The 26,778-nt window shown below is 65.6% G+C and carries 24 protein-coding genes and 1 pseudogene; 12 read left to right on the forward strand and 13 right to left on the reverse strand.

Annotated elements, in window-relative coordinates; translation table 11 throughout:
• From pip to panB, 3 genes are all read right to left on the reverse strand, one after another.
• Positions 1-963 carry a prolyl aminopeptidase gene (pip, locus tag AB0L63_RS25240; protein WP_364505289.1) on the reverse strand — a complete coding sequence of 321 codons (963 nt, stop codon included), beginning with the start codon at positions 961-963 and terminating at the stop codon, positions 1-3.
• A complete protein-coding gene (locus AB0L63_RS25245; protein WP_364505291.1) occupies positions 963-1,403 on the reverse strand; it encodes a hypothetical protein in 441 nt (146 codons plus the stop codon). Before AB0L63_RS25245 ends, pip begins: the two co-directional genes overlap by 1 nt.
• Positions 1,404-1,626: 223 nt before the next feature.
• Positions 1,627-2,484: a 3-methyl-2-oxobutanoate hydroxymethyltransferase gene (gene panB / locus AB0L63_RS25250; RefSeq protein ID WP_364505293.1), complete on the reverse strand. Its 858-nt coding sequence runs from the start codon at positions 2,482-2,484 to the stop codon at positions 1,627-1,629.
• Between the two features lie 239 nt (positions 2,485-2,723).
• Here panB and AB0L63_RS25255 point away from each other — a divergent pair, with 239 nt between their 5' ends.
• The 3 genes from AB0L63_RS25255 (at position 2,724) to AB0L63_RS25265 (ending at position 8,819) form a co-directional block, all read left to right on the forward strand.
• The gene (locus AB0L63_RS25255; protein WP_364505295.1) at positions 2,724-4,262 is read left to right on the forward strand and encodes an alpha/beta hydrolase; all 1,539 of its coding nucleotides are present in this window, start codon (positions 2,724-2,726) and stop codon (positions 4,260-4,262) included.
• A 117-nt stretch (positions 4,263-4,379) separates the two neighbouring features.
• Positions 4,380-5,720, forward strand: a complete 1,341-nt coding sequence (locus tag AB0L63_RS25260; protein WP_364505297.1) for a glutamine synthetase family protein — start codon at positions 4,380-4,382, stop codon at positions 5,718-5,720.
• Positions 5,721-5,807: 87 nt separating this feature from the next.
• Positions 5,808-8,819 (forward strand): bifunctional [glutamine synthetase] adenylyltransferase/[glutamine synthetase]-adenylyl-L-tyrosine phosphorylase, encoded by a 3,012-nt coding sequence (locus tag AB0L63_RS25265; RefSeq protein WP_364505299.1) that lies wholly within the window; start codon positions 5,808-5,810, stop codon positions 8,817-8,819.
• A 6-nt stretch (positions 8,820-8,825) separates the two neighbouring features.
• On the opposite strand, the gene AB0L63_RS25270 is transcribed toward AB0L63_RS25265, so the two are convergent.
• Positions 8,826-9,068 carry a winged helix-turn-helix transcriptional regulator gene (locus AB0L63_RS25270; RefSeq protein WP_364505301.1) on the reverse strand — a complete coding sequence of 81 codons (243 nt, stop codon included), beginning with the start codon at positions 9,066-9,068 and terminating at the stop codon, positions 8,826-8,828.
• Here AB0L63_RS25270 and AB0L63_RS25275 point away from each other — a divergent pair.
• Positions 8,959-9,243, forward strand: a complete 285-nt coding sequence (locus AB0L63_RS25275) for an isochorismatase family protein (RefSeq protein WP_364505303.1) — start codon at positions 8,959-8,961, stop codon at positions 9,241-9,243. The genes AB0L63_RS25270 and AB0L63_RS25275 overlap by 110 nt on opposite strands.
• Here the strand turns inward: AB0L63_RS25275 and AB0L63_RS25280 are convergent.
• The gene (locus tag AB0L63_RS25280; RefSeq protein ID WP_364505305.1) at positions 9,197-9,538 is read right to left on the reverse strand and encodes a hypothetical protein; all 342 of its coding nucleotides are present in this window, start codon (positions 9,536-9,538) and stop codon (positions 9,197-9,199) included. The genes AB0L63_RS25275 and AB0L63_RS25280 overlap by 47 nt on opposite strands.
• 109 nt (positions 9,539-9,647) lie before the next feature.
• Here AB0L63_RS25280 and AB0L63_RS25285 point away from each other — a divergent pair, with 109 nt between their 5' ends.
• Complete coding sequence (locus tag AB0L63_RS25285) at positions 9,648-10,592, forward strand: endonuclease/exonuclease/phosphatase family protein (RefSeq protein ID WP_364505307.1); 945 nt, start codon at positions 9,648-9,650, stop codon at positions 10,590-10,592.
• Between the two features lie 441 nt (positions 10,593-11,033).
• Positions 11,034-11,852 carry a DUF4097 family beta strand repeat-containing protein gene (locus AB0L63_RS25290; protein WP_364505309.1) on the forward strand — a complete coding sequence of 273 codons (819 nt, stop codon included), beginning with the start codon at positions 11,034-11,036 and terminating at the stop codon, positions 11,850-11,852.
• Between the two features lie 71 nt (positions 11,853-11,923).
• Here AB0L63_RS25290 and AB0L63_RS25295 read toward each other — a convergent pair whose 3' ends face one another.
• Genes AB0L63_RS25295 through tsaA form a run of 4 tightly spaced genes read right to left on the reverse strand, consistent with a single transcriptional unit; the run spans position 11,924 to position 16,353 of the window.
• Entirely contained in the window at positions 11,924-12,799 is an 876-nt protein-coding gene (locus AB0L63_RS25295; protein ID WP_364505311.1) for a lysophospholipase, read from the reverse strand.
• Positions 12,796-14,220, reverse strand: a complete 1,425-nt coding sequence (locus tag AB0L63_RS25300) for a M20/M25/M40 family metallo-hydrolase (protein ID WP_364505313.1) — start codon at positions 14,218-14,220, stop codon at positions 12,796-12,798. The genes AB0L63_RS25295 and AB0L63_RS25300 overlap by 4 nt, the downstream gene beginning before the upstream one ends.
• The gene (locus tag AB0L63_RS25305; RefSeq protein WP_364505316.1) at positions 14,217-15,878 is read right to left on the reverse strand and encodes a CocE/NonD family hydrolase; all 1,662 of its coding nucleotides are present in this window, start codon (positions 15,876-15,878) and stop codon (positions 14,217-14,219) included. The genes AB0L63_RS25300 and AB0L63_RS25305 overlap by 4 nt, the downstream gene beginning before the upstream one ends.
• Before the next feature lie 58 nt (positions 15,879-15,936).
• A complete protein-coding gene (gene tsaA / locus AB0L63_RS25310) occupies positions 15,937-16,353 on the reverse strand; it encodes a tRNA (N6-threonylcarbamoyladenosine(37)-N6)-methyltransferase TrmO (protein WP_364505318.1) in 417 nt (138 codons plus the stop codon).
• Positions 16,354-16,907: 554 nt separating this feature from the next.
• On the opposite strand from tsaA, the gene AB0L63_RS25315 reads away from it, so the two are divergent.
• Both AB0L63_RS25315 and AB0L63_RS25320 read left to right on the forward strand, forming a co-directional pair.
• The gene (locus AB0L63_RS25315) at positions 16,908-17,651 is read left to right on the forward strand and encodes a DUF4191 domain-containing protein (protein WP_364505320.1); all 744 of its coding nucleotides are present in this window, start codon (positions 16,908-16,910) and stop codon (positions 17,649-17,651) included.
• A gap of 229 nt (positions 17,652-17,880) precedes the next feature.
• Positions 17,881-18,747, forward strand: coding sequence for an alpha/beta hydrolase (locus AB0L63_RS25320; protein WP_364505322.1), 867 nt, complete (start codon positions 17,881-17,883; stop codon positions 18,745-18,747).
• Between the two features lie 88 nt (positions 18,748-18,835).
• On the opposite strand, the gene AB0L63_RS25325 is transcribed toward AB0L63_RS25320, so the two are convergent.
• Complete coding sequence (locus AB0L63_RS25325) at positions 18,836-19,366, reverse strand: RDD family protein (protein ID WP_364505324.1); 531 nt, start codon at positions 19,364-19,366, stop codon at positions 18,836-18,838.
• A gap of 253 nt (positions 19,367-19,619) precedes the next feature.
• On the opposite strand from AB0L63_RS25325, the gene glnA reads away from it, so the two are divergent.
• Positions 19,620-21,056, forward strand: coding sequence for a type I glutamate--ammonia ligase (gene glnA / locus AB0L63_RS25330; protein WP_364505326.1), 1,437 nt, complete (start codon positions 19,620-19,622; stop codon positions 21,054-21,056).
• A 688-nt stretch (positions 21,057-21,744) separates the two neighbouring features.
• Here glnA and AB0L63_RS25335 read toward each other — a convergent pair.
• From AB0L63_RS25335 to AB0L63_RS25345, 3 genes and pseudogenes are all read right to left on the reverse strand, one after another.
• A pseudogene (locus AB0L63_RS25335) lies at positions 21,745-21,843 on the reverse strand (IS982 family transposase); the annotation flags it as partial.
• 139 nt (positions 21,844-21,982) lie between these two features.
• Positions 21,983-22,534 carry a hypothetical protein gene (locus AB0L63_RS25340; RefSeq protein WP_364505328.1) on the reverse strand — a complete coding sequence of 184 codons (552 nt, stop codon included), beginning with the start codon at positions 22,532-22,534 and terminating at the stop codon, positions 21,983-21,985.
• Between the two features lie 11 nt (positions 22,535-22,545).
• Positions 22,546-24,750, reverse strand: coding sequence for an elongation factor G-like protein EF-G2 (locus tag AB0L63_RS25345; protein WP_364505330.1), 2,205 nt, complete (start codon positions 24,748-24,750; stop codon positions 22,546-22,548).
• A 578-nt stretch (positions 24,751-25,328) separates the two neighbouring features.
• Between AB0L63_RS25345 and AB0L63_RS25350 the strand changes: the two genes are divergently transcribed.
• The 3 genes from AB0L63_RS25350 (at position 25,329) to AB0L63_RS25360 (ending at position 26,712) form a co-directional block, all read left to right on the forward strand.
• Positions 25,329-25,763, forward strand: a complete 435-nt coding sequence (locus AB0L63_RS25350; protein WP_364505332.1) for a hypothetical protein — start codon at positions 25,329-25,331, stop codon at positions 25,761-25,763.
• Between the two features lie 106 nt (positions 25,764-25,869).
• A complete protein-coding gene (locus AB0L63_RS25355; protein ID WP_364505334.1) occupies positions 25,870-26,229 on the forward strand; it encodes a hypothetical protein in 360 nt (119 codons plus the stop codon).
• A gap of 24 nt (positions 26,230-26,253) precedes the next feature.
• Positions 26,254-26,712 carry a hypothetical protein gene (locus tag AB0L63_RS25360; protein ID WP_364505380.1) on the forward strand — a complete coding sequence of 153 codons (459 nt, stop codon included), beginning with the start codon at positions 26,254-26,256 and terminating at the stop codon, positions 26,710-26,712.
• The last annotated feature ends 66 nt before the right edge of the window (positions 26,713-26,778 follow it).

Genomic DNA, 26,778 nt, shown 5'->3' on the forward strand with positions numbered 1-26,778 from the left:
TCAGCTCACCTTCGCGAATCCGTCGGTCGCCTCGACGAGATGGTGGGTGATTCCCGGTTCCGCCGCGGCGTGTCCGGCGTCGTCCACGATGTGTAGTACCGAACCGGGCCAAGCGCGATGCAGTTCCCACGCACTGGTCGCCGGGCAGACGACATCGTGGCGACCCTGCACGATGACGGCCGGGATATGCGCGATCTTGTCGATATCGCGCAATAGTTGTCCCTCGTCGAGGAATCCGCCATTGACGAAGTAGTGGTTCTCGATCCTGGCGAATGCCAGCGCGAACCGCGGCTCGGCGCTGTCCTGCACCCGATCCGGGTGTGGCAGTAGCGAACTCGTCGCACCCTCCCAGGTGGACCAGGCGATGGCGGCCACTTCGGCGGCCTTCTCGTCGGGGGAGTGCAGTAGCCGGTGATACACCTGCACGAGATCGCTGTCGCGTTCGTGCGCTGGCACCGGGGCGAGGAACTTCTCCCACTCATCGGGGTAGATGTTGCCCGCGGCGCCGTTGTAATACCAGTCGATTTCCTTGCGCCGCAACAGGAATATTCCGCGCAGCACCAGTTCGGTGACACGATCCGGATGCTGTTGCGCATAGGCGAGCGCGAGCGTCGAACCCCAGGAGCCGCCGAATACCTGCCAGCGGTCGATGCCGAGGTGAATGCGCAGCGCTTCGATATCGGCGATCAGGTTGCCGGTGGTATTGGTCTGCAGACTCGCCCCATCCGCGATGTGCGGGGTGGACCGTCCGCAACCGCGCTGATCCAAGAGCACGATCTTGTATGCGGCCGGATCGAAGAACTGCCGGTGGAACGGTTCGGTGCCGCCGCCGGGTCCGCCGTGCAGGAACACCACGGGTTTACCGTCCGGATTGCCGCTGACCTCCCAGTACACGGATTGGCCTGCGCCGACATCGAGCATGCCGGTTTCGTACGGTTGGATCGCCGGGTAGAGAGTGCGCATCAGAAGGCGAGCCCCGAAGCCAGATCGGGCAGTTCCAGCGCCTCGATCGCCTGCTGGTGCACATCGGCGCAGCTCTTGGTGGTGATCCGGTCGATCATCGCCTTATCGGCGAGCACGTGGCCGTTGATGCCACCATTGCGCAGCGCCCATTCGTGCACAAGCGCATTGAGCCCGATCCGGCCTAGTGTCGGCCCCTGCACCCGCCAATTCGACAACTCCGGGCGGATCATGTCGCACAGCTGGGTGGCCGACGCGTCGGAGATCTCCAGGGGCGTTGTCGGTGCGCTCTTGCCCGCGCTGGTGGCCGTCGCCGATCCGGTGGTCGAGCTCGAACTGGCGGTGGGCGCGGGGCTCGAGTTCCCGCAGGCGGTGAGCGCCGCCGCGGCGAATGCGCCCGCCACCAGTAGCGTGCAGCGTGAAATCCAACGGGGTTGCGGCATCGGTACCTCTGCTCGTGTCGGCATTGTCGGCTTCGAGTCTGCCATTATTTGCCGCGTCTGGCCCGCACGAGTTCGTCGGGCACCGCCGATCAAACCTGGTCAAGGCAGTCGAGCATCGGTTGCGCAGGTTGGCCGAGCAGTGCTTCCCCACCCCGCCGGCCTCGCCGGCGGCCATCCACAAGTGCCGCTGGCGCGTGCACCGCTCGGCCGGTCGAGGTGCAGCTCAGAAGCTGTGCTCGGGGCCGGGGAAGGTCCCTCGACGCACCTCGTCTGCGTAAGCGGCGGCGGCGGAACGCAATTCATCGCCGATCCGGCCGAACCGCTTGACGAACTTGGCGGTCTTGCCACTGGTGTAGCCCGCCATGTCCTGCCAGACCAGCACCTGCGCATCGCATTCGGCGCCGGCGCCGATACCGATGGTCGGGATGGTCAGTTTGCGGGTCACCTGGCCGGCCAGTTCGGCGGGCACCATCTCCATCACCATGGAGAACGCACCGGCCTCCTGAACCGCGATGGCATCGGCGATGAGCTGCTCGGCGCCGTCGCCGCGTCCCTGCACCCGGAAACCGCCGAGGGTATTGACGCTCTGCGGGGTGAAGCCGATATGCGCCATGACCGGAATACCGGCGGAGGTGATCAGCGCGATCTGCTCGGCGACCCGCTCGCCGCCCTCCAGCTTGACCGCGTGCGCACCACCCTCCTTCATGAACCGGGTCGCGGTGGCCAAAGCCTGCTGCGGCGAGGATTCGTAGGTGCCGAAGGGCAGATCGGCCACCACCAGCGCATGTGGTGCACCACGGACCACACCGCGCACCAGCGGGATGAGCTCGTCGATGGTGATCGGCACGGTGGTGTCGTAGCCGTAGACGACGTTGGCGGCGGAGTCACCCACCAGCAGGACCGGAATACCGGCTTCTTCGAAGATGCGAGCGGAGGAATAGTCATAGGCGGTCAACATCGACCACTTCTCGCCATCGGCCTTCATCTGCTGCAGATGAGGTACCCGCGTCTTGCGCTTGGTCGGCTTGGTCGCCGCCGGGGCAGCGCCGTAGGCAGGGGTTTCCGATTCGGATACGGACATCATCGTCCCTTTCGTGGTTGTCGCCTCGAGGCCCGTCCGGGTCCCCGGGTTTGTATGACGAATCCAGTGTGCACCCTCTGCGCAACTCGCTTAAGGTCGTGGGTGGTGCAATTGGTCACATCACAATCCCCAGCGCAACGACTGATTTCGCCAACTGTCGGTCCGGTGACCAAGGCTTGACGTACTCCCAACCGGCATGGGTTTCGGGGCGGCGGGTGGGCCATGCCAGGATCTTCCATATGTCAGTGGTGCGCAGTGGGTCACGTCGGGTGCTGGTCGCGGTGGCGTTGGCGGTGGTGGCGTCCGGATGCAGCGCATCCAAGGACGAGCCGGGCAATCTGCTACCCACACCGCCCGCGGGCCTCGAGAAGTTCTACAGCCAGACCGCGAACTGGGGTCCCTGCACCGGTTTCGGTTCCCCGGACGAGCGCACCCCGCCGAATACCGAATGCACCCGCATCACCGTGCCCGTCGACTACGCCAGGCCCGACGGCGCGACCGCGCAGATCGCGCTGGCCCGAATCCCGGCCAGCGGCAAGCGGATCGGCTCGCTGCTGCTCAACCCGGGCGGGCCAGGAGTATCGGGTCTGTCGATGGTGGGGATCGCGGGCAAGACGCCGCTGGCCGAGCGGTTCGACCGGGTCGGCTTCGATCCGCGCGGTGTCGGCTCGTCGACCCCGACCATTGCCTGTCTGACCTCGCAGCAGAACGACGCCGAACGCGCGAAACCGCCGACCGGCAACACCCCGGAGGGCATCGCCGAGACCGAGAACGATAACCGTCAGTTCGTCGGCCACTGTGTCGAGCGCACCGGCACCGAATTCCTCGCCCATGTCGGTACTCGCGAGGTGGTACAGGATATGGACGTGATCCGGGCAATCCTCGGCGATCCGAAGCTCAGCTACCTCGGCTACTCCTACGGCACCAAGCTCGGCTCGGCCTACGCCGAGAAGTTCCCGAACAATGTGCGCGCGCTGGTACTCGACGGTGCGGTGGACTCCTCGCAGGATCCGGTACAGGAATCACTGCGGCAGGCGGCGGGCTTCCAGCAGGCGTTCGACGCCTACGCCGCCCAATGCGCCAAGCAGGCGGACTGCCCGCTCGGCGCCGATCCGGCACAGGCGGTCGTGAAGTTCCGCGCGCTGGTGAATCCGCTGGAGACCAAACCGGCCGCGACCACCGATCCGCGCGGACTCAGCTACGGCGACGCCATCACCGGCGTGCAGCAGGCGCTCTACTCCGACGACTTCTGGAAGGTGCTCACCCTCGGCCTGTCCGAATTGCGGGACGGGCGCGGCGACATGCTGCTGAAGCTCTCCGATCTGTACGACGGTCGCCGCGGCGATGGCAACTACGACAACACGCAGGAGGCGTTCAACGCCATCCGCTGCGTCGACGATCCGCCGATCAACGATCGTGCGGTGGCGGGCCGACAGGACGCCGAATATCGCAAGGCGGCACCGTTCCTGGACGACGGCCGCGGCACCGGAGCCGCGCCCCTGGAGTTGTGCGCGCTCTGGCCGGTGCCGAACACCAGCACACCGCACAAGGTTTCGGCACCGGGTCTGCCGAAGACAGTAGTGGTCTCGACCACCGAGGATCCCGCGACGCCGTATCAGGCCGGTGTCGATCTGGCCAACCAGCTGGGCGCCGCACTGATCACCTACCGGGGTACCCGACACACCGCGGCGCTGGTCGCCGGTGATCAGTGCCTGGACGACGCGGTGATCTCCTACCTCGTCGATCTGAAGGTCCCGGAGGCCGGTCTGACCTGCTGAGTCCCCCGATTACAAGACGATCTTGTTTCTCGTCCGATTCATTCGGCAATGATGGGATTGCAATCCCTGAGCGCGGATGTAACACGGATTTAACGCCGGATGCTTACGCTCGGCGACATGGATCGCCAGAAGGAATTCGTGCTGCGGACGCTCGAAGAACGGGATATCCGCTTCGTGCGTCTCTGGTTCACCGATGTGCTGGGCTATCTGAAGTCCGTTGCCATCGCTCCGGCGGAGCTAGAGGGTGCCTTCGAAGAGGGCATCGGCTTCGACGGCTCGGCCATCGAGGGCTTCGCCCGGGTGTCCGAGGCCGATATGGTGGCGCGGCCGGATCCCTCGACCTTCCAGGTGCTGCCGTGGTCGACGAGTAAGGGCCACCAGCATTCCGCACGCATGTTCTGCGATATCACCATGCCCGAGGGTTCGCCGTCCTGGGCCGACCCGCGCCACGTGCTGCGGCGTCAGCTCAACAAGGCCGGTGACGTCGGGTTCAGCTGCTATGTGCATCCGGAGATCGAATTCTTCCTGCTGGAGAACGGCCCGCAGGACGGCTCCATGCCGACCCCGGCCGATTCCGGCGGCTTCTTCGATCAGGCCGTGCACAATTCGGCACCCAACTTCCGTCGCCACGCCATCGACGCGCTCGAGTCGATGGGCATCTCGGTGGAATTCAGCCACCACGAGGGCGCTCCGGGGCAGCAGGAGATCGATCTGCGCTACGCCGACGCGCTGTCCATGGCCGACAACGTGATGACCTTCCGCTACCTGATCAAGGAAGTGGCCATCGACGAGGGCGTGCGCGCGACCTTCATGCCCAAGCCGTTCGCCCAGTACCCGGGCTCGGCCATGCACACCCATATGAGCCTGTTCGAGGGTGAGGCCAACGCCTTTCACGACCCGGACGATCCGATCAACCTCTCGGAGACCGCGCGGGCGTTCATCGCGGGCATCCTGGAGCACGCTCCGGAGATCAGCGCGATTACCAACCAGTGGGTGAACTCCTACAAGCGCCTCATCCACGGCGGCGAGGCGCCGACCGCGGCCTCGTGGGGCCGGTCCAATCGCTCCGCGCTGGTGCGGGTGCCGATGTACACCCCGAACAAGGCATCCTCGCGTCGCGTCGAGATCCGCAGCCCAGATTCGGCCTGCAACCCCTACCTGGCCTTCGCGGTGCTGCTCGCGGCCGGTCTGCGTGGCATCGAGAAGGGCTACACGCTGCCGCCGGAGGCCGAGGACGACGTGTGGTCGCTGACCGCTGCCGAGCGGCGTGCCATGGGCTTCCGCGAGTTGCCCGGCACGCTCGACGAGGCGCTGCAGTCGATGGAGCGCTCGGAGCTGGTCGCCGAGACGCTCGGTGAGCACGTCTTCGACTTCTTCCTGCGCAATAAGCGCCGGGAATGGGCGGACTACCGCAGCCAGGTGACCCCGTTCGAGCTCAAGGAGTACCTCGGCCTCTAGTCGGTTAAACCGGCGCGTCGGCTACATTTACGACTCTTTCCACCCTGCCCGGGTGGAAACGGAAGATCGGCCAACTAAGTTGGACTTATGGTTCGGCCGCCGTCTGCTCGTTCAGCTGTCCCCGGTGTCGGTCGGCTCGGCTTGCTCGAGCCGACCGCCGCCGCCTCGTTACGAGAGTTGGCTTGGGACAATATCGACAGCATTCCGGTGCTGTGGGCGCTGTCCCGCGCGCCCGATGCCGACCTCGCACTGCTGACGCTGACGCGGTTGCAAGCCGCGCTGGGCGAGGGCTGGTCCGAGCTCGATTCGACGCTGCGGGGCGATACCGCCTTGCGCGGTAGGCTTTTCGCGCTCATCGGATCGTCGAGCGCGTTCGCTGATCATCTGGTCGCCGACCCGGCCGCGTGGCGAATTCTGCTGCGGGACAAGCTACCCGCGCGCGAGGAGCTGATTGCGGACCTGTTGGCGGCGGTGCGGGCCGTACCGGCCGGGAGCCCGCACGCGGATGCCGTGCTGTACCGGGCCGAGCTATCCGGTCCCGAGGCAATTGCGCTGCTGCGCAAGCGATATCGCGATCAGCTCATGCTCTTGGCCGCGCTGGATCTGGCGGCCACCGTGGAGAACGAGCCGGTACTGCCGTATCAGGTGGTCGGCCGCCATTTGACGGATCTCGCCGACGCCGCATTGACCGCCGCACTGGCGGTGGCGGTGGCCCGGGTCTGCAAGGACGTGCCGGTGCCGGTGCGGCTTGCCGTGCTCGCCATGGGGAAGAGCGGTGCGTGCGAACTCAACTACGTCAGCGATGTCGATGTGGTCTTCGTGGCCGAACCGGCCGATGCCACCGCCACCCGATTGGCCGCCGAGATGATGAGCGTGGGCAGCGCGGCCTTCTTCGAGGTCGATGCGGCCCTGCGGCCCGAGGGCAAGGCGGGCGCGCTGGTGCGCACCTTGGATTCGCATATGGCGTACTACAAGCGCTGGGCCAGAACCTGGGAGTTCCAGGCACTGCTCAAGGCGCGGCCGATGACCGGCGATCTGGCGCTGGGTGACCAATATCGCGCCGCGCTGATGCCGATGGTGTGGACCGCCGCCGAGCGCCCCGACTTCGTCGCCGATGTACAGGCGATGCGGCGTCGGGTGGAGAATCTGGTACCCGCCGATCTGCGCGAGCGCGAACTCAAACTCGGCCACGGCAGCCTGCGCGATGTCGAATTCGCCGTGCAGCTCCTGCAATTGGTGCACGGCCGGGTGGACGAGACGCTACACGTGCAGGGCACCGTGGAAGCGTTGACGGCATTGGCCGCGGGCGGGTACGTCGGTCGCGACGACGCCGCGAACCTCACCGCCTCCTACGAATTCCTGCGCCTACTCGAACACCGGCTGCAATTGCAGCGGCTCAAGCGCACCCACACCCTGCCCGCCGCCGATGACGAGGAGGGCATGCGCTGGTTGGCCCGTGCGGCCCATATCCGCCCGGACGGACGGCAGGACGCGGTCGGCGTGCTGCGCACCGAGATTCGCCGGAATGCCGTGCGGGTGCGGCGATTACACGCCAAACTCTTCTATCGGCCACTGCTCGAATCGGTGGTCAAGATGGATCCCGACGCGCTGCGGCTGAGCCCGGACGCGGCGATCCGGCAGTTGGCGGCGCTGGGCTATGCGGCGCCGGAAAACGCGCTCGGCCATCTGAAAGCGCTCACCGGCGGAGTATCGCGCAAGGGCCGAATTCAGGCGCTGTTGTTGCCGACACTGCTCGAATGGCTGGGGGACACACCGAATCCCGATGCCGGACTGCTCGCCTACCGGCGCGTCTCGGAGGGGCTGGCCGATCAGATCTGGTTCCTGCGCGAATTGCGCGACGAGGGCGCGATCGCACAGCGGTTGATGATCGTGCTCGGCTCCTCGGAATATCTGCCGGATCTGCTGATCAATGCGCCGGACACGATTCGGATGTATGCCGACGGTCCGGGCGGGCCGCAATTGCTCAGCCCGCAGCCGGAAGACGTCGCGCGCGGGATCCTCACCGCCGCGGCGCGCTACGACGACCCGAAACGTGCTGTAGCCGCGGCCCGTTCGCTACGCAGGCACGAATTGGCGCGGGTGGCCTCGGCCGATCTGCTCGGCATGCTGGACGTGCCGCAGGTGTGCCGGGCATTGTCCACGGTGTGGGTCGCGGTGTTGGAAGCCGCACTGCGCGCGGTGATTCGGGCGAGTGAGGCCGAACTGGGGGCACCGGCACCGGCCGATTTCGCCGTGATCGGCATGGGTCGATTGGGCGGTTTGGAACTCGGCTACGGGTCCGATGCCGATGTGCTCTTCGTCTGCGATCCGCGTCCCGGCGAGGACGAGACCAGGGCTGTGAAGTGGGCGGTCGGCATCGCCGAAAAGGTGCAGCGGTTGCTCGGTGCACCGAGTACCGATCCGCCGCTGCAGGTCGACGCGGGATTGCGTCCGGAGGGCCGCAACGGCGCGCTGGTGCGCACGCTGGCCGCCTATGCCGCCTACTACGAGCAGTGGGCGCAGCCGTGGGAGGTGCAGGCTTTATTGCGCGCGCATCAGGTGGCCGGGGACCAGGACCTCGGCGTCCGGTTCCTGCACACCATCGATAAGGTGCGCTATCCCGAGGGCGGGGTATCGGCGGAGGCGGTGCGCGAGATCCGCCGGATCAAGGCCAGGGTGGATGCCGAACGCCTGCCGCGCGGTGCGAATCCGGCGACCCACACCAAACTCGGGCGCGGTGGCCTCGCCGATATCGAATGGACCGTGCAGCTGATGCAACTGCGCCACGCCCACGATGTGCGCGCACTGCACAACACCTCGACGCTGCAATCCCTCGATGTCATCGAGCAGACCAAATTGCTTGCGGTCGAAGATGTTGCGCTTTTGCGCGAAGCCTGGATCGCTGCGACAAAGGCGCGCAACGCGCTGGTGCTCGTGCGTGGCAAACCGGCCGATCAACTACCTGGCCCTGGCCGTCTGCTATCGGCCGTCGCACGGGTCGCGGGGTGGCCGAATGATGACGGCAGCGAGTTCCTGGACAACTACATGCGCGTCACGCGGCGGGCGAAAGCGGTGGTGGAGCGTGTCTTCGGAGGCTGAGGTCGTTCAGGGCAGCGTGATGCCAGCGCGGTCGGCGCGTTTCTGTCCCCATTCGTAGAGGGCGGTGAGGACCGGGACCAGGCTCCAGCCTTCCTCGGTCAGGTCGTATTCGACCTGCGGTGGAACGGTATCGAAGGTGGTGCGGCGGACGAGGCCGTCGATCTTCGCGGCGACACCACTCGATATCGCCCTGCGCGACTTGGGTATCGACACCTTCGCCATCGCCGGCATCGCCATGGAGGTTGGCATCGAACCCACCGTCCGGCACAGCCTGGACCTGGGCTATCTGCCCATTGTGGTGACCGATGCGTGCGGCGCCGGCCATCCGACCGCAGCCGAACGATCCTTGGCCACACTGGCTTTCGCCGGTGGATCGCTCACCACGGACGCCGTCGTACTCGTCGAGCAGATGCACCGCCACTGAGCGGGAGCCGCGCCGGGCCGACCCCCGTCAGCACCTGGAACCGGCGCACGAATTCCCGCAGCGCAGTGCGGTCCTCATCGTCGGGTGGGCGGTACCCCCGCTCGGCGGTGACCGATACCGTGCTCCCCGCGCGCACTCGCAACTCATCCCAACACCACGGCAGGACTGGTGTCAGCACGGTGTGCCCATTGCAGGTCACGGTGATCCGCGAGGTGAACCGGCCCGCGGTGTGGGCGAGATCTTCGGCGGCGTCGGCGGTGAGCGCACCCGGCGACGTGAACTCCTCGACATACATCGCGACCACCTCCACTGTCTGCCGTCCAGTGTAGGAGGGCCACGCTATCCACACGGGATCTGCACAATCGCCGCACCTGGTCTCCATGGCCGCGGGATAGGGTCGGCGCATGCGTAAATGGGTGGACCGGGTGCTACTCGGGTTGGGGTGGTGTGTCCTCGGGGCGGGCGTGCTCGGGATCGTGCTGCATTTCGGGACGTGGCGGCGGCAGGTCTTGGTGCTGTTGGCGTCGGGGGCGTCGTGTTTGATGCTCGGGGCGGTGCTGGGGCTGGTGTTGTTCCTGATCGCACGGGGCTGGAAGAGTGCTGCGGCGGCCGGGGTGATCGTCGCTGCGGTGTTGTGGACGCAGGTACCGATGTTCGTGCCGGAGGGGCGGGCGGCGAGTGGGCCGGAAGTTTCGGTGATGCAGTCGAATCTGTTGATCGGGGAGGCGGATGCGGCGGCGGTGGTTCGGGCGGTGCGGGAGCACGGTGTCGAGGTACTCACCGTCGACGAGTTGACGCCGCAGGTCGCCCAGCGACTCGCGGCAGCCGGAATCGAAGATTTGCTGCCACATCAGTTCCTACAGGCCCGTGGAAACGCTAACGGCACCGGGATCTACAGCCGATATCCGTTGCGGGACACCAAGAAATACGACGGCTTCTGGATGAACAATCTGTCCGCCACCATGGAGCATCCACAGCGCGGACCGGTCGCGGTGTTCGCATTTCATCCGGTGCCGCCCTCGGTCGACTTCCCGGCGTGGACTTCGGAGCTCGACCGGATTCGCGAAATACTGGACGCGCAACAGGGTCCCGCGATTGTCGGCGCGGATTTCAATGCCACCCGCGATCATTCGGCATTCCGTGCCCTGCTGCGCGGACGGTTCGTCGCCGCGGCGGATCAGGCGGGTGCGGGGCCGCTGCTCACCTATCCCGCGGACCGCCGGTGGGGTCCGGTGATCGGCATCGACCACATTCTGGTCGCCGACGGCACGGCGGCGGAGGTCCGCTCGCTGAGCATTCCGGGATCGGACCATCGCGCTTTACTGGCACAGGTGCGGTTGTACGCCTGACGGAGCGAATGCGCTCAGACGCATAGGCGCGCAGGGGTTTCTGCTGACCACTCGACGGGCAGACCAAGCGAGGCGCGCACCCATCGGGTCGGGTTCGCCGAGGACGTTGGCTCCCGGGCAAGGACTCCCGAACATCGCCGAGCCAGCCCTGCCCCCATCACCTGTGCACACCGTGAAGCACCCGACATGCAAGTACAGATCGCGCCAACGTCGGCGGGGCAGGCATTTCCCTTCGCACGGTCATGCCGGACGACTGCGGGAGAGCCGTAGTGGCCGCGGCGGCGGTTCCTCGCGCGGGCATGGGAAACCAGTCGGATCTCTGAGATATCAATTATCCAATCCTGGGATTACAATCGGAGAAACTGTCGAATGGCTGTACTAGCGTGTCTGGAGTCGCGACGCTTGCGACAGGCCGGAGTTGGAAGTAGTCGAAGGGAAGTCATGGTCCAGCCGTTGCGTGCGTTGACGCTCGCCGCCATTGCCGGATTGGGAACGATCGCTGTCAGCTCTTGCGGCACCGTCCAGCCGACCCACAGCGAGAACAGTGCCACCTTGCCGCAGCAGATCTCCTCGATTCGGTTGGATATGGATGCCGGGGGCGTCACCGTGGAGGGCCGTGCGGACGCGGGCCCGGTCGCGCTGAAGCGGTATTTCAGCTACCACGGCGCAAAACCGTCCGATGTCACCTATCGGGTAGACAACGGGCAGTTGGTGCTCGGCGGCTGCGGCCAGGACTGCGCGGTGACCTACACGCTGACGGTGCCCGCGAACCTGCCGGTGAGCGGCACCACCACCACCGGCGTGATCACACTGTCGAGTGTGGGCAGCGTCGATGTGTCCACCCACGATGGCCACGTGCAGCTGGACACCGTCGCGGGCCCGGTCAAGGTCGAGACGACCAATGGCCGAATCCAGGGACAGGCGATCAACGGCAGCAAGGTCGAGGCGAAGACCAGCAATGGCAGCATCGATCTCACCCTGGCGGCGGCACAGGACGTGCGGGCCGAAACCACCAACGGGTCCATCAATCTGGTCGTGCCGAATGGCAGCTACCAGGTGTCGGCCGAAACCACCAACGGTCGCAAGAACGTTGACGTTCCTAGCACCCCGGCGGGCCGATATCACCTCGACATGCGCACCTCGACGGTCAAATCACGGTCAAATCCGCCTGATTCGCGCGACACCGAGACGTCGAGGCCTCGACCTCTCGGTACCGATACCCGCGATCATCCCTCAGTCACGGGGCCGAGTTGCCGCTAAGCGTGACTTTCTTCGCCACTGGACCGCACGGGCCGAGTCCTCGACGGCGAGCAGACCTGCCTGACGGCGGCTCAGTCGTCCGCTACGTGGGCCTCCAGCCACTCCAGGACATCGGCGAGCACCTTGTCCTGTTCGGGTTCATTGAAGACCTCGTGGTAGAGGCCCTCGTAGCGGATCACCATGAGGTCCTTCGAGCCCGCGGTGCGCTCGATCAGATCGGTGCTCGAAGGTGCGGCGATGGCATCGGCGGTGCCGTGCAGCACCAGCAGCGGCACGGTGAGCTTGTCCAGACGGCTCTTGACGAATTCGGTGGCGTCGAGTATCTCCATACCGGTGCGGGCCGGGAGCTTGCCGCGGAAGACCAGCGGATCATTGTCGTAGGCGCGGATCACATCGGGATCGCGGCTGATCATCGACGAATCCAGTTTCAGCACACCGAGATTCGGCGCGAACCGGGACAACAGCGGGCCCGCCAGGCGCTGCAGCGGATTGCCGACCGCGATATCCAGCGGCGGTGCCGACAAGACGATGCCGTCGACGTCGATGGGCGCCCGGACCGCAAGATACAACGTGATCAGGCTGCCCATCGAATGCGCGAGCAGGAATCGCGGCACATCCGGATGTTCGCGGCTCGCGATCTTCAGCATCTCCGCGACATTGTCGGCGGCGCCCGCCATCGAACCGATATTCGCATTATTGCCCGCCGACTTGCCGTGGCCGAGGTGGTCGAGCGCATAGACGGCGAAACCGTTGTCCGCCAGGCGCTTTCCGACATGGGCGTAGCGGCCGGAATGTTCGGCGACGCCGTGCACGAGCACGATCACCGCGCGCGCGGTGGTGCCGGGAAGCCATGCGCGCCAAGCGATTCGGCTGCCTATGCCGTCGAATTCACCCGCGGTGCCCGGGGTCGGCTCGGGGGACTCGCCGGCCTTCGGATCGGTTGTCATGCATCGGCTCCTCGGGTACGTGGCGGCGCCGCGAGCTGATCGATCAGCCGCCGATTGAACTCGATGAGCCGAGCGTAGTTCACCAGGGAGATGCGCTCGTCGGTTCCATGGATCGTTTCCACATCGGCCTGGCTCAGCAGGATGGGGGCGAAATTGCAGCGGGTCACGGCGAGATCGTCGTAGTGTCGGGAATCGGTGGCGCCGGGGACGATGCCGGTGGTCACCGCGATGCCCGGGACGACGGACTGGGCCAGCCCCGCGATCATGTCGAATGCCGGGCCGGGTGGTTTGCCGGGGGAGGGCTCGGAGGTCATGCCGACGAGTTCGATCCGCACCTGCGCATCGCGCACCACCTTGCGGCAGTGTTCGAGCACCGATGCGACCGAATCGCCGGGCAGGATGCGGAAATTCACCAGGGCCTCGGCCTGCTGTGGCAGCACGTTGGGTTTGATGCCGCCGCGGATGACCGTCGGCGCGGTCGTGGTGCGCACCAGCGCCTCGGTTTGCGGACGGGCCGCGAGTATCCGGGTGATCACCGGCGTGGCCAGTCCGGCGAATCGGAGCAGGCGGCGGCGATAATCGGGCATGACTTGCCGCAACCTGGTGACCATGTCGGACACCACCGGTGTCAGCCGCAGCGGCATCGGATGGTCCTGAATCCGGCCCACCGCGCGGGCGATCTGTCCGACCGCGGTCTGTGCGCCGGGCATGGACGAATGTCCGCCCACCGCTGAGGCCGAAAGGCGAACGGTCGCATAGCCTTTCTCGCCCACCATGATCGAGGCCACCGGCCGGTCGACATCGTCGGCGATACCGTCGAGAATGACACCGCCCTCGTCGAGCAGGAGATCCGCGTGCACACCGGATTCGCGCAACCGCCGCGCCATGTGCACCGCGCCGTGATCCCCGAACACCTCCTCGTCGTGTCCGAATGCCAGATAGATGGTGTGCCGGGGGCGAATTCCGGCGGCGAGTGCGGATTCGACAGCCTCCAGAATCGCGATCAACCGACTCTTGTCATCGATTGCCCCGCGGCCCCAGATGAATTCGTCATCCACCACGCCCGCGAACGGCGGATGCGTCCACCGCTGCAGATCATCGACCGGCACGACATCCTGATGGGCGAGCAGAATCGCCGATACCCGATCCGGTTCGACGCCCGGCCAGCGATAGAGCCTGCTGTGCCCGAACCGTTCCAATTCCAGTTCGGCGTGGACCAGTGGGAACGACTGTTCCAGGTGCGCGCCGAGCCGGACGAATTCGGCATCGCTGGGTTCGGTATCGATGGCTGCGTGCTCGGCGGTATCCAGTGGCTCGTGGGAAATCGTCGCGCAGCGCAGAGCCTGCGCGAGGCGTTCGGCGACGTGCGTGTCGACGACCACCGGCGTGGTGTGGGTCGGCGCGGCGTTACCTGTCATCATCGCGGACCGGTCTCATTCGGCAAATTCATCGGCATCACTGCATTGTTCAACACGTCGGGCCCGAGTGCGCGGACCTTCTGGTCGCGCCACTTCGACCAGGCCTCGCTGGTGCCGCCGGTGAGGTCGGGGGTACGCGCGGTGCCGAGCAGGGGTAGGTCCAGGCGGGCGGTGAGGACGGTGACCTGGGCATTTGCGGCGGCATGGGACCAGACATCGTCGACGACATCGGTGATCAGGACGCCGAGGCGGTGTCCGGCGTTGATCGGCCAGTCCTGCGCCAGCAGTCTGATATCGACGGTGTCGGCGACTGGAGCGATGCCGCGGGTAATGATGGTGCCGCGGCCGTCGGGGGCGATATCGAACAGCTCGACCGCGACCGTCGCGGTCGGCGGACCGGACAGGCGCAGCGTTGCCGTCGGGATTCCGGAGATGTGCGCCGTGGTGCTCAGCGGTTCGGAAATGGACCAGATCTCGCGATCGGGTCCGGGAAGCAGGCCGCGATCGGTATAGGTGCCGGTGCGCAGGTCGATCGGAATGCGGTCCGAATCCGTTGGCGGCCAAGCGGTTTCGGAGCGCCAGCCGCCATCGAACTGACCGACCGTTATGCGCGGGCCGGGTACCTCGATATCGCGCCCGGCGACATGCTTATCGAAGTAGGCAAGTAGTTGGGTATCGAAATCCGGTGCGCCGCAGTTGCTGTCGCAATCGCTGTGACCCCATTGGCCGAACCAGGCGCGGTGATTGCCGGGGCCGAGCGCATTCCAGACGTCGAAAATGCGGTACGCCCGGGTGTTGTTATCGAGAAAGCCCTGGCCGACGAATAGCGGAATGGTATTGCCACGCAGCTGTTCGGTGAGATCGCGTTCGCGCCAGAAGGGGGTGGTCTGGTCATGGTTGGTGGTGTTCGCCGCGAGTTGCGCGTAGCACTCGGTCGATATCTGAACGGCGTTGGACTGGTATTCGGGGGAGTCGTCGAGGCGGCCGGGTGTGGAGGCGATGAGCAGATGTTCGAAACCCGTCATTTCGGCTGGGCGAATGCCCTGATCGGTGACCGGTTTACCGGAAAACTTCCAGGCAACACCCTGCATGTACATATACGAGTACGGGTCGACATCCGGTCCGAATGCCGCGACGGCGGCTAGGCCCGCGGGCTTGGCGGCCAGCGCCATCATCCCGGTCCAGGCCTCGTAGGAGGTGCCGATCATGCCGACCCGGCCGGTCGACCACGGCTGCCCCGCCGCCCACTCCACGGCGGTGGCCACATCCGAGCGTTCGCCCGGTCCACCGAAATCCGGACATCCGGACGAGCCGCCGTATCCGCGCAGATCCACGATGACGTAGGTATAGCCCGCGTTCAGGAACATCGCGACGTGCAGGTCGTCCGTGGACGGCCCATCCTCGATCCGCGGCATGCTCAGATAAGCGGTATGCGAGCGATACGGGCTGACGGTCAGTACCACGGGAGTGCGGGTATCCGCGGAGATGCCCTGTGGCCGCAGGATATCGGCGTGCAGCCGGGTGCCGTCCGGCGCGGTGATGAACCTCTGCGACCACTGGAACGGGACACCGACCGGCTCTGCTGCCGTCACCGGCGCCAGCACACCGAGCACCAGCAGAACCCCGGCCAACCCACGCAACAGCACCGAACCCACAGTCACCCGAGAACTATCGACCGCTGCTGGTCGATTGTCCAGCCCCCGGAACCGGGGGTGTTACTCAGCGTTGCGCGGTCGGACCGAGGACCGGCTTCAGATCCAGCACCGGAGTGCCGTCGATCGCTTCCAAACCGTGCACAGTGAGCGTGGCCCCAGCAATATCGGCGATCGTGACCCGATGCAGCCCGATCGGGTTCGGACGATGCGGGGCGCGGGTCGCGAACACCCCCGTGACCTGGCGGGTACGGTCGCCCCGCGGATGTACCGCGAGCACCTCCCGATCCGCCTGGTGCAACCAGGTGAACACCAACACCTCATCGCCGGGCCGCAAGCCCGCCGTGCCCGCGGCGACATTGGAGTCGAGCACGATCTCGGCGGGCGGTGCGCCTTCGTCGCCTTGCTTCGGCGCATCCGCCGGATCGGTCAGCGGCGAACGCACCCGCCCGATCGGGCGCACGTCATAGGTTTCGGAAGACATGGGTCGATCCTCGCAAGTCGCCTCGATGACGGCTACATGAGGCCGAACACCTCCGTCGGTGTGCTCGACCGTCGCGATCCGCTTCCCGCCGCCGACCTTCGGCGGGCCGCCGGGTCACTGCGGCATCGGCCTCGACCGAGGTGCTCAGCCACTTCTCGTGTCCTCGACGGTCCGGTCGCCGATTCGGGCGGGTCGTACCCTTTCGTCGCCATTCGGGTCAGGCCGGGGTCCGGCCGCCACCCGATAGCCGATTCGAGGAGCACCGCACGCGTTGGCTCGCATATCGCATGCTCGGCTCCGGCAGCGCGGACGATGACGCAGCCGAGAGACCTGGCTGCGGCTCAGCTGCGAAGATTTCACGATCGCGTGCGGCGGGCGCCCGTTGCTCGCGCGATGACGGGCTATTCGCGTTTGCTCTCGACAGGGCGAAGGTTGTACTAGGCCAATAAGATTCGGCTGGTGTCGCAGGCGGCGCGGCGTATGATCTGGTCAGTGCAAGTCTCCGGGGGGAATACGAGCGAGCCGGCCACCCGACGTGGCACTATTCTGTGAGCATGGCAGTAGGCAAGGGCGGCACGCCGTCGAAGGAAGCGAAGGCCGCGGCGAAGGCGGCCCGCAAGCAGCAGTCGAAAGAACGCCGCCAGCAGCTCTGGCAGGCGTTCCAGATGCAGCGCAAGGAAGACAAGCTGCTGCTGCCCTTGATGATCGGCGCCGTCGTCGGCATCACGGTCGTATTCCTGGTGGTCGGCCTGATCTTCGGGCTGCAGTGGTTCCTGCTGCCGCTCGGTCTGCTGCTCGGTGTGCTCGTCGCGTTCATCATCTTCGGTCGCCGCGTGCAGCGGAATGTCTATGCCAAGGCCGAGGGCCAGGCGGGTGCGGCGGCCTGGGTGCTGGACAATCTGCAGGGCAAGTGGCGGGTCAGCAATGGCATCGCCGCGACCACCCAGCTGGACGCGGTGCATCGGGTGATCGGCCTGCCCGGCGTCATCCTGATCGGTGAGGGTTCTCCGCAGCGGCTGAAATCGCTACTGGCACAGGAGAAGAAGCGCACCGCGCGACTCATCGGCGACACTCCGATCTACGACATCATCATCGGTAACGACGAGGGGCAGATCTCGCTGAAGGAGCTGCAGAAGCACCTCACCAAGCTGCCCCGCAATATCGATGCCAAGCGCATGGACCTCATCGAAGGCCGGTTGACCGCGCTGAGTTCGCGCAGTGGTCCCGCACTGCCCAAGGGGCCGATGCCCGCGGGCGCCAAGATGCGCGGGGTGCAGCGCACCCTCCGCAGGCGCTGAAACCAGGCTGCCGAAAGGCCCGTATCCCACATCGTGGGATACGGGCCTTTCGTTATTTTGGCTGACTTCCAGGTATCGCCGCAGGTCACGGTCGAGTCCACGGCATGGGCGCCGAATTTGTGGAAAGAAATTTCCGTAAGCGGGAACAGGATCGCCACTTCTAACCTTTAAAACATTGATGAGCGGTTAGGACCGCTCGCCGAGAACAAGACGAACAGGGAGAGACACCATGACCGCCGTGCGCCACAACACCGTCGAGATTCAGAGCCAGCGCGTCTTCTATCGAGAGGCGGGCGATCCGGCCAAGCCGACCCTCGTGCTGCTGCACGGCTTCCCGAGCAGCTCCGCCATGTTCCGCAACCTGCTGCCCGCGTTGGCCGAGGACTACCACCTGATCGCGCCCGACCACATAGGATTCGGTCAGTCGGCCATGCCCGCGGTCGACGAATTCGAGTACACCTTCGACAAACTCACCGAGATCACCCTCGAACTGCTCGACACCCTCGGACTCGACCGGTTCGCGCTCTACATTCAGGACTACGGCGCACCCATCGGCCTGCGCATCGCCTCGCGCCAACCCGAACGCGTCACCGCGATCATCACGCAGAGCGGCAACGCCTACATGGAGGGCTTTACCCCGTTCTGGGAGGTGCTCTTCGCGCACGCCAGCGATCGCGTCACCCACGAGCCTGCGGTACGCGAACTGCTCACCGCCGAGGCCACGAAATGGCAGTACACGCACGGTGTGCCTGCCGACCGCCTCGCACTCGTGAGCCCCGACACCTGGACCCTGGATCAGCACTACCTGGATCGGCCGGGCAATAAGGAGATCCAGCTCGAATTGTTCTACGACTACAAGAACAATCTGGACGGCTATCCCGCCTTCCAGAAATATTTCGCCGAACACCGTCCGCCAGTGCTGATCACCTGGGGCGAGCACGACGAGATCTTCGGCGCCGAAGGGGCGCGCGCCTACCTGCGCGATCTCCCCGATGCCGAACTGCACCTGCTCGACGCCGGGCATTTCGCGCTGGAAACCCACGGCGCGGAGATCGCGGCGCTGATCCGCGACTTCCTCGCCCGTACGCTCGGCTGATCCGAGCCTCCGAACACCACAGCCCGCACCGCCGCGCCCAGGTCATGCCACCCTGGGCGCGGCGTTCGTGTTCCGAGCGGATCGCGAATCAGCGCGCCCGTACGACCGCCGTGCCGGTGGCGCGGTCGTGCATGCCGCGGCCGTCGGCATCGGTGAACAGGGCGGGTACCACGAATACCAACAGGACTTGGCGGGCAAGGGCGCGAACGAAACCGACCGCGACGGGCGCGTCGACGCGCACCACGCGCAGCCGCAGGAAGTACTGGCCGGGTGTGTATCCGAACAACGACACCGCGACGACCCCGATCACGAACCAGACGAGCAGGTTGGGAGTCGTGAGTGCACTCACAATCGCCTCGAAATTCGAGGGGCGCGGCTCCCCGGCCGGAATATGCATCCCGCCGATGATCTTGTCCGGGTTCGGCCGCACGATGATTGCAGTCACACCGAGCGAGATGAACCAGTCGACCACGAGTGCGACGATGCGCCGCAACATACCGACCAGCGACCCGGCGCCCGAGCGCGGCAGACCCAGGTGCTGACCGGGGAACTCGGGGGTCGCCGGACCGCCCGGGTCCGCCGGAGGTCCGGAGAGCCAGGATCCGCTGATGCGTGCCATGACCCCCAGGATAGGCCGCTACGACCGGTCGTAGGACATCGCATCAGCCCAAGCTGACCTCGACGGGCGCTGCTGCGGACGGGGCGATTACCATGCTGTTCGAGCCCAGGTGGCCTTCGCCACCCGCCCAGTCGCACGTGTAACACGGGTGAAACACAGCCTTGATTGCTGGGAAACACCGCGTCCATACCGTCTGGACGCGACGAGCCCATGCAATCGACACTGGCTGGGAACCGATCCGTAAGGAGAACAAGTGACGTTCAGCACGGCCGACGAGGTCATCAAGCACATGAAGGAAGAGGATGTCGAATACGTCGACATCCGCTTCAGCGATCTTCCTGGTGTGCAGCAGCACTTCTCGATCCCTGCGAAGGCTTTCACCGCTGACCTCGCTGAGGAAGGGCTAGCGTTCGACGGCTCATCCGTCCGTGGCTTCCAGTCCATCGACGAGTCGGACATGCTGCTGCTCCCGGACTTCAGCACGGCTCGGCTGGACCCGTTCCGCGCGGCCAAGACGCTGAACCTCAACTTCTTCGTGCACGACCCGTTCACCCTGGAGGCATACAGCCGCGATCCGCGTAACATCGCGCGCAAGGCGGAGGAGTACCTGCGCTCGACCGGCATCGCCGACACCGCGTACTTCGGCGCCGAGGCGGAGTTCTACATCTTCGACTCGATCCGCTACGACTCGGCCATGAACGGCGCCTTCTACGAGATCGAGTCGATCTCGGGCTCCTGGAACACCGGCAAGCAGTTCAACCCGGACGGCACCCCCAACCGCGGCTACAAGGTCCGCAACAAGGGCGGCTACTTCCCGGTCGCGCCGTACGACCACTACGTCGACCTGCGCGACAAGATCTCGACCAACCTGCAGAACGCGGGCTTCGAACTCGAGCGCGGCCACCATGAGGTCGGTACCGCCGGTCAGGCCGAGATCAACTACAAGTTCAACACCCTGCTGCACGCGGCCGACGATCTGCAGCTGTTCAAGTACATCGTCAAGAACACCGCGTGGGCCGAGGGCAAGACCGTCACCTTCATGCCGAAGCCGCTCTTCGGTGACAACGGCTCGGGCATGCACGTGCACCAGTCGCTGTGGAAGGACGGCAAGCCACTGTTCCACGACGAGGCCGGTTACGCGGGCCTGTCGGACCTGGCGCGCCACTACATCGGCGGCATCCTGCACCACGCGCCGTCGCTGCTGGCATTCACCAACCCGACCGTGAACTCCTACCACCGCCTGGTCCCGGGCTACGAGGCCCCGATCAATCTGGTGTACTCGCAGCGCAACCGCTCCGCCGCGGTCCGCATCCCGGTCACCGGCAACAACCCGAAGGCCAAGCGCATCGAGTTCCGCGCGCCCGACTCCTCGGGTAACCCGTATCTGGCCTTCGCCGCCATGATGATGGCCGGCCTGGACGGCATCAAGAGGAAGATCGAGCCGAAGGCCCCGGTCGACAAGGACCTGTACGAGCTCCCGCCGGAGGAGGCCAAGGGCATCCCGCAGGCCCCCACCAGCCTGGCCTCGGTCATCGACCGCCTCGAACAGGACCACGACTACCTGACCGAAGGCAACGTCTTCACCCCCGACCTCATCGAGACCTGGATCAACCTCAAGCGCGAAAACGAAATCGCGCCGGTCAACCTGCGTCCGCACCCGTACGAGTTCGAGCTCTACTTCGACGTGTAAGTCGTTGTAACGCTCTGACCTGCGCACGAAGGTCTATCCGACGTCTTCCGTCCGCAGTAGTTGTCAGCGAGTCCATCCGTTCCGCGATCACCACCGATTGCGGTCCGGGTGGACTCGTCTGCATGCGGCCACGGATGCCCGTAGGTGTCGAGCGTGGTTTCGGCAGTGGCATGCCGGAGTTGGGCTTGCGCGGTCTCGATGTCAGCACCCTGGAGATCGACAGCGACGCTGTGAGGTTTGGCGTGAACTTCGCGATGACCACGCACGACCGCGGCGATGTCGCGGCCGAATGGCAATGCCGCGGATCCGCACTGATCGCGCTACCAGCATCCCTCGTTGCGCTATTCGCCCCCGGCGGCTCCACAGTCGAGCACCACAATGGACGACAGTTGTCGGCTCACACTGGGTGCTTGGTCCTGGGCAGGCATGGCGGGACTGTTTCTGACCTTCGACGCAGACATCACCGAGGTCGAGCCGATCGAACTTCGCCAGGCCATGCGTTCTATCCGCGACCGGATCAACCTGGGCGTCGGAGACGGCCCGAGCGACTCCCCCCCACACTGTTGGCGCCAAGGGTGCAAAGCGGTGCGCGGAGCGCATCTGGCCGCTGAAGCGGCCCCTCCCGAGGCCGCTCGGATTCTAGGGATCGTTGCAACACCGCTGCTAGACGAGTAAGTCCGAACCTCGGTCAGTGATCGTAGGCGATCAGTGACCGGGTGACTGGTGCTGCGATGGTGTGGTTGTGCCAAATCGCGGCGGCCATCGCCAGCACGAGCTGGGCCACGCGGATCGCGGCGGCGTCTCCTATTGTGACTGTTGAGCCGACGGTGGAGATCGCAGCGCCGCGGATCGATTCGCCGGGGGCGGTCAATGTTCGGGATATCGGCAAGGCAACCTTGCCCGAATCGTGCAGCGGCAGCCGAAATTTAGATCGGGAGCACCATATGGACGATCTCCCAGAGCGAGACACCACCCGAGCCGAATGCCACCACCAGCGCATACGCGATAAGCACGTCCTCCAAGGTGGGCTGGCGAACAATTGCCCCGTGATCGCGCGAGGTGAACGGCAATGTCCACACCACCTGTACGTGGTGCGTCCCTGTGAGCATGAATTCGCCGAGCACATGATCGGCCTGGTGTTTTTGTCCCAGCAGCAATGTGCTGGAGTGCAGATTCGTCGGCTGGAGCCGCAAAATCTTGCCATCCACCTCGGCGACCGCGCGATAGGACCACCGGTGGTAGAAATGCCCGCGCCCGACCGTCAACCTGATGGGGCGGTCGTTGATCGATGCCCGCAGCCGCTTGGCGTTGCGGGTACCGATGGGCACCCGCTGACGAGTGCGTGGACCGATGCGCTCGATGGTCACCACTGTGGCATCGTCGAATACCGGTGTGGTGACCACTCTTTCGTCGGTCCGCGTGATCACGATCTTGCCGAAATGCTCGGTATCGACAACGAAACGTTCTGGATTGACCACCCGGCTCCTTCTCAGCCCGACTTCCTGGCCTGTTCGCGGACCGCGCCCGCCAAGGCGTTCGGCATCGGCTCGTGCCGGATATACGACCGCGTGAAATCACCCGTGCCATGTGAGAGCGAACGCAGATCTATTGCGTAGCGGGTGAGTTCGAGTTCGGGCACCTCGGCGTGGATGCGGGTGCGGCCGGTGCCGTGCGGTTCGGTACCGAGGACGCGTCCGCGGCGTCCGGACAGATCGCCGAGAGCCGGACCGACGTAATCGTCGGTTACCACTATCCATACTTCGGCGATCGGTTCGAGTAGGTCGATACCGGCCGTGGTCGCGGCCTCGCGCAATGCGAGCGCGCCCGCGGTCTGGAATGCGGCATCGGAGGAGTCGACCGAATGCGCCTTGCCGTCGAAGAGTGTCACGCGCATATCGACCAGCGGGTACCCGGCCGCCACCCCGCGTGCGGCCTGGGCGCGCACACCCTTCTCCACCGACGGAATGAACTGGCGCGGTACGACTCCGCCCACTACCCGGTCGACGAATTCGATGCCCGAACCACCCAGCAGCGGTTCCACTTCGATCTCGCAGACCGCGTACTGTCCGTGCCCGCCCGACTGTTTGACGTGCCTGCCCTTACCGATTGCCTTGCCCGCGAACGTTTCCCGCAGCGCGACCTTGTGATCGACCACGTCCACCTGTACGCCGAACCTGGTGCGCAGACGCTCCAGCGCGACGTCGCGGTGCGCCTCACCCAGACACCACAGCACGATCTGATGGGTGTCCGCATTCTGTTCCAGCCGAACCGCGGGATCCTCGGCCACCAGCCGGGCCAGACCGCTGGAGAGCTTGTCCTCATCCGCCTTGCTGTGTGCGCGAATGGCGATGGGCAGCAGCGGATCCGGCATCTGCCAGGGTTCGATCAGCAGCGGTGCTGCGGTGCCGGACAGGGTGTCGCCGGTTTCCGCGCGACTCAGTTTGGTGACATAGGCGATATCACCGGCGATGGCCTGGCCGAGTGGGCGCTGCTGTTTGCCGAACGGTGCGGTGATGGCACCGATGCGCTCGTCCACATCGTGGCTTTCGTGGCCGCGGTCCTCCATCCCGTGACCGCAGACGTGCACGGTGTCATCGGGGCGCAGGGTGCCGGAGAAGACGCGGACGAGCGAGACGCGCCCGACATATGGATCCGACGCCGTGCGGATCACCTCGGCGGCCAACGCGCCGTCGGGATCGCAGTGCAGCGGTGTCGGCGCCGCACCGTCGGAGGTGGTAACCGCCGAGACCGCGTGTTCTGATGGCGTGGGAAATCCGCCGGTGATCAGCTCCAACAGTTCGATCGTGCCGAGGCCCTGTTTGGCGCCCTCGGGGGCGGGCGCGCCGAACAGCACGGGATGGAAGCTGCCTCGGGCGACCGCGCGTTCCAGGTCCTCGACCAGCGCCGCCAACTCGATCTCCTCGCCGCCGAGATAGCGTTCCATGAGGGTTTCGTCTTCGCTCTCGGCGATGATGCCCTCGATCAGCCGGTTGCGCGCCTCCTCGAGCAGCGGCAGCTGCTCGGCGGACGGTTCGCACTGGACCTCCTCCCCGGAGGAGTAGTCCGCGACGCAGTGCGGCAGCAGCTCGACCAATCCGGTCACCGGGCGATGACCGTCCGGACTCTTCGGCCCGTACACTGGAAGATGCAGCGGCAGAATGTTTTCCGAGGATACGCCGCCGAATACCAGCCGACAGGTCTCGGTCATCTCCTCGAAATCGGCGCGTGCGGTATCGAGGTGGGTGATCACGATCGCCCGTGGCATCCCGACCGCCGCACACTCCTCCCACAGCGCGCGAGTCGCACCGCTCACGGCCTCCGCACCCTCGGCCGCGGATATGACGAACAGCGCCGCATCCGCCGCCCGCAGACCCGCGCGCAGCTCACCGACGAAATCGGCGTATCCGGGGGTATCCAGCAGATTGATCTTGATTCCGCGCCACACCATCGGCACCACCGACAGCTGCACCGATCTGTGCTGGCGATGTTCGATCTCGTCGTAATCCGATAGCGACGTCCCGTCCTCCACCCGGCCCGCGCGATTCACCGCGCCGGCCGTGAGCGCCAACGCCTCCACCAATGTGGTCTTGCCCGACCCGCTGTGCCCGACCAGCACCACATTCCGGATGTCCTCCGGCCGCTGCGCCGCAGCCTTACCGTTGGTCCCTGCGGACGCACTCGCTTTCTCGACCATGTGTCTCGCTTTCTCGGTCGACACTTCCGGTCCTTCGAGCTTCCCACCAGCGGTCCCGTCGCGTGTGCAGATCGGGCGATCCGGTGTGTTCAGGTGTGCGTGGGGTGGCGTGCACATGCGGTTCAGCTCGGGGTCACCCGGATACCGCGCATCCGAGGTGTCGGTTGCGGGCAGGTGTCGTTTCGGCGCGGGCGGGGATGCTCGCGCCCGGCACCAGGTGCCGTAGCGATTCACCGGTCGCGCAGGATCCGGCGGAGTCCGCGCGTCGGATCATCCAGGGGGACAGGGCTGTTGCTCTGCCGTTGCCGAAATCGGATGGAACCGATCGGCCCGCCGGTGCGTCAGTAGTGAGTGAATGACACCGTGATGGTCGAGCGCTGGATGGCGGCGGCGCGGGCGCGACTCGACCCGGCCACCGGGTTGCTTCCGCACCGTGTACTGCCGGTGGTGGAGGGAGCACGGGGATCTTCCCAGTCGATCATCCATCGCTTCCTGCCGGAAATCGACAAGGGCTGGGCAGATGAGCAGTACCGGCTGTTCCGCTCGGCGTTCGCGGCCCGACCGCTTGGGCTGCCCCCGTGCGGGAGTACCCGCACGGGGTCGACGGGAAGGGTGATGTCGACTCCGGACCACTGCTGTTCGGGGCGAGCTTGTCCGCTTCGATAGTGGCGCTCGGTGCCGCGCGCGTCCACGGCGGCCACGCGCTGGCCGGTCCGCTCACCGGTCTGGGTGAGGCATTAGGGGTGCCGGTGTCCGTCGGTTCGGGCAAGCGGTACGGATTCGGTATCTTTCCCATCGGCGATGCCTTTCTGGCCTGGTCCTACGCGGCTCCGCAGGAGCCGGACGGCACATTCGGCGCAGTGGTCGGGTGGTGGTGGCGGTTGCCGTGGCATGCGCTTGGGCTGGCCGTGCTCGGGTTGCGGTGGTTGCCGGTGCTCCGCCGCCATCCTCGATGGGATCAAATCCGAAAGGGCTTTTGGCTGTTCGAGGCCAATGACTCCCAAAACCACTGAATCGCAGTCCATCTCAGTGATGACCGTCACCAAATTGGGTGGAATCTGTTGCGCCACAGGCGCGTCGAAGACAAGTGAAGGAACATGCATCAGTGGGGAGAACACAATGAAGACCATCACGACAAGCCGCCGGTTTCTTGCTTCGATCGCCCTAGTCGCAGCCTGCACCGCAGGTGCTTCAACGATCGGAGTGGGGCTCGCGGGGGCGGAGGTGCCGACCGCCACCGCCCAGACGATCGACGCTGCACAGCCAGGATGGCAGTTAGAGTTCACCGCTACCTACAAGGCGACGGTGTCCTGCTACTTCGAGAACCTGGACAGGACAGATGCCACGGGGCCGTTCACGTTCAGCGGCACCGGTAAGACGAAGGATGGCGCAGTGAATGACGCCAAGAACAATGCTCAGAAGGCTGTGCCAGCGGGAAAGAAACTGAAGCATTGCCGCACCATGAGCGTCGGCAAGTAGCGCTGACGGGGGAGTATGGAATACATGGACGACGATGATCGGCGCATCTGGCAGATCGCGGTAGGGCTCGGGCTACCAGACCTCACGGGACCCGGATCCCTCGCCAGCGAGGAGATCCACCCGATCGCGCTGATGCTGGAGGAGAGCACGCATCGGATCCGCGGAGTGAACCGGATACCGTGCTATACCGAGTTCGGCCCGGTCAGTGAGGTCGACAACTGGGCCGAGCGAATTCAGGGTGAGGCCTACGATCCGGCCACTGTGCCGGTCGAATGCACCCTCACCGTTTATATTGCCGACGACGAACTGGACGAACTATTGCCGGTGATCATGGAAGATCTCGGCATGGACCAAGACGGTTACTCGGCGGCGGCTGGCCGTAAGATCACTCTCGGTCTGCGTGACATCTCGTCGAGGTCTGAACCCAATGGTATCTACCGGGGCCTCATCGACCAGCATCGGAACCAAACCCGGGTGAACTGAAATGCCCGTTGGTGCGACGCCCCACCTGGATGGGTTGGCTAACCCTTCCAGCCAGCGGAACCGCAC

The organism is Nocardia sp. NPDC051990 (genome assembly GCF_040680755.1).
Classification (GTDB): Bacteria; Actinomycetota; Actinomycetes; order Mycobacteriales; family Mycobacteriaceae; genus Nocardia.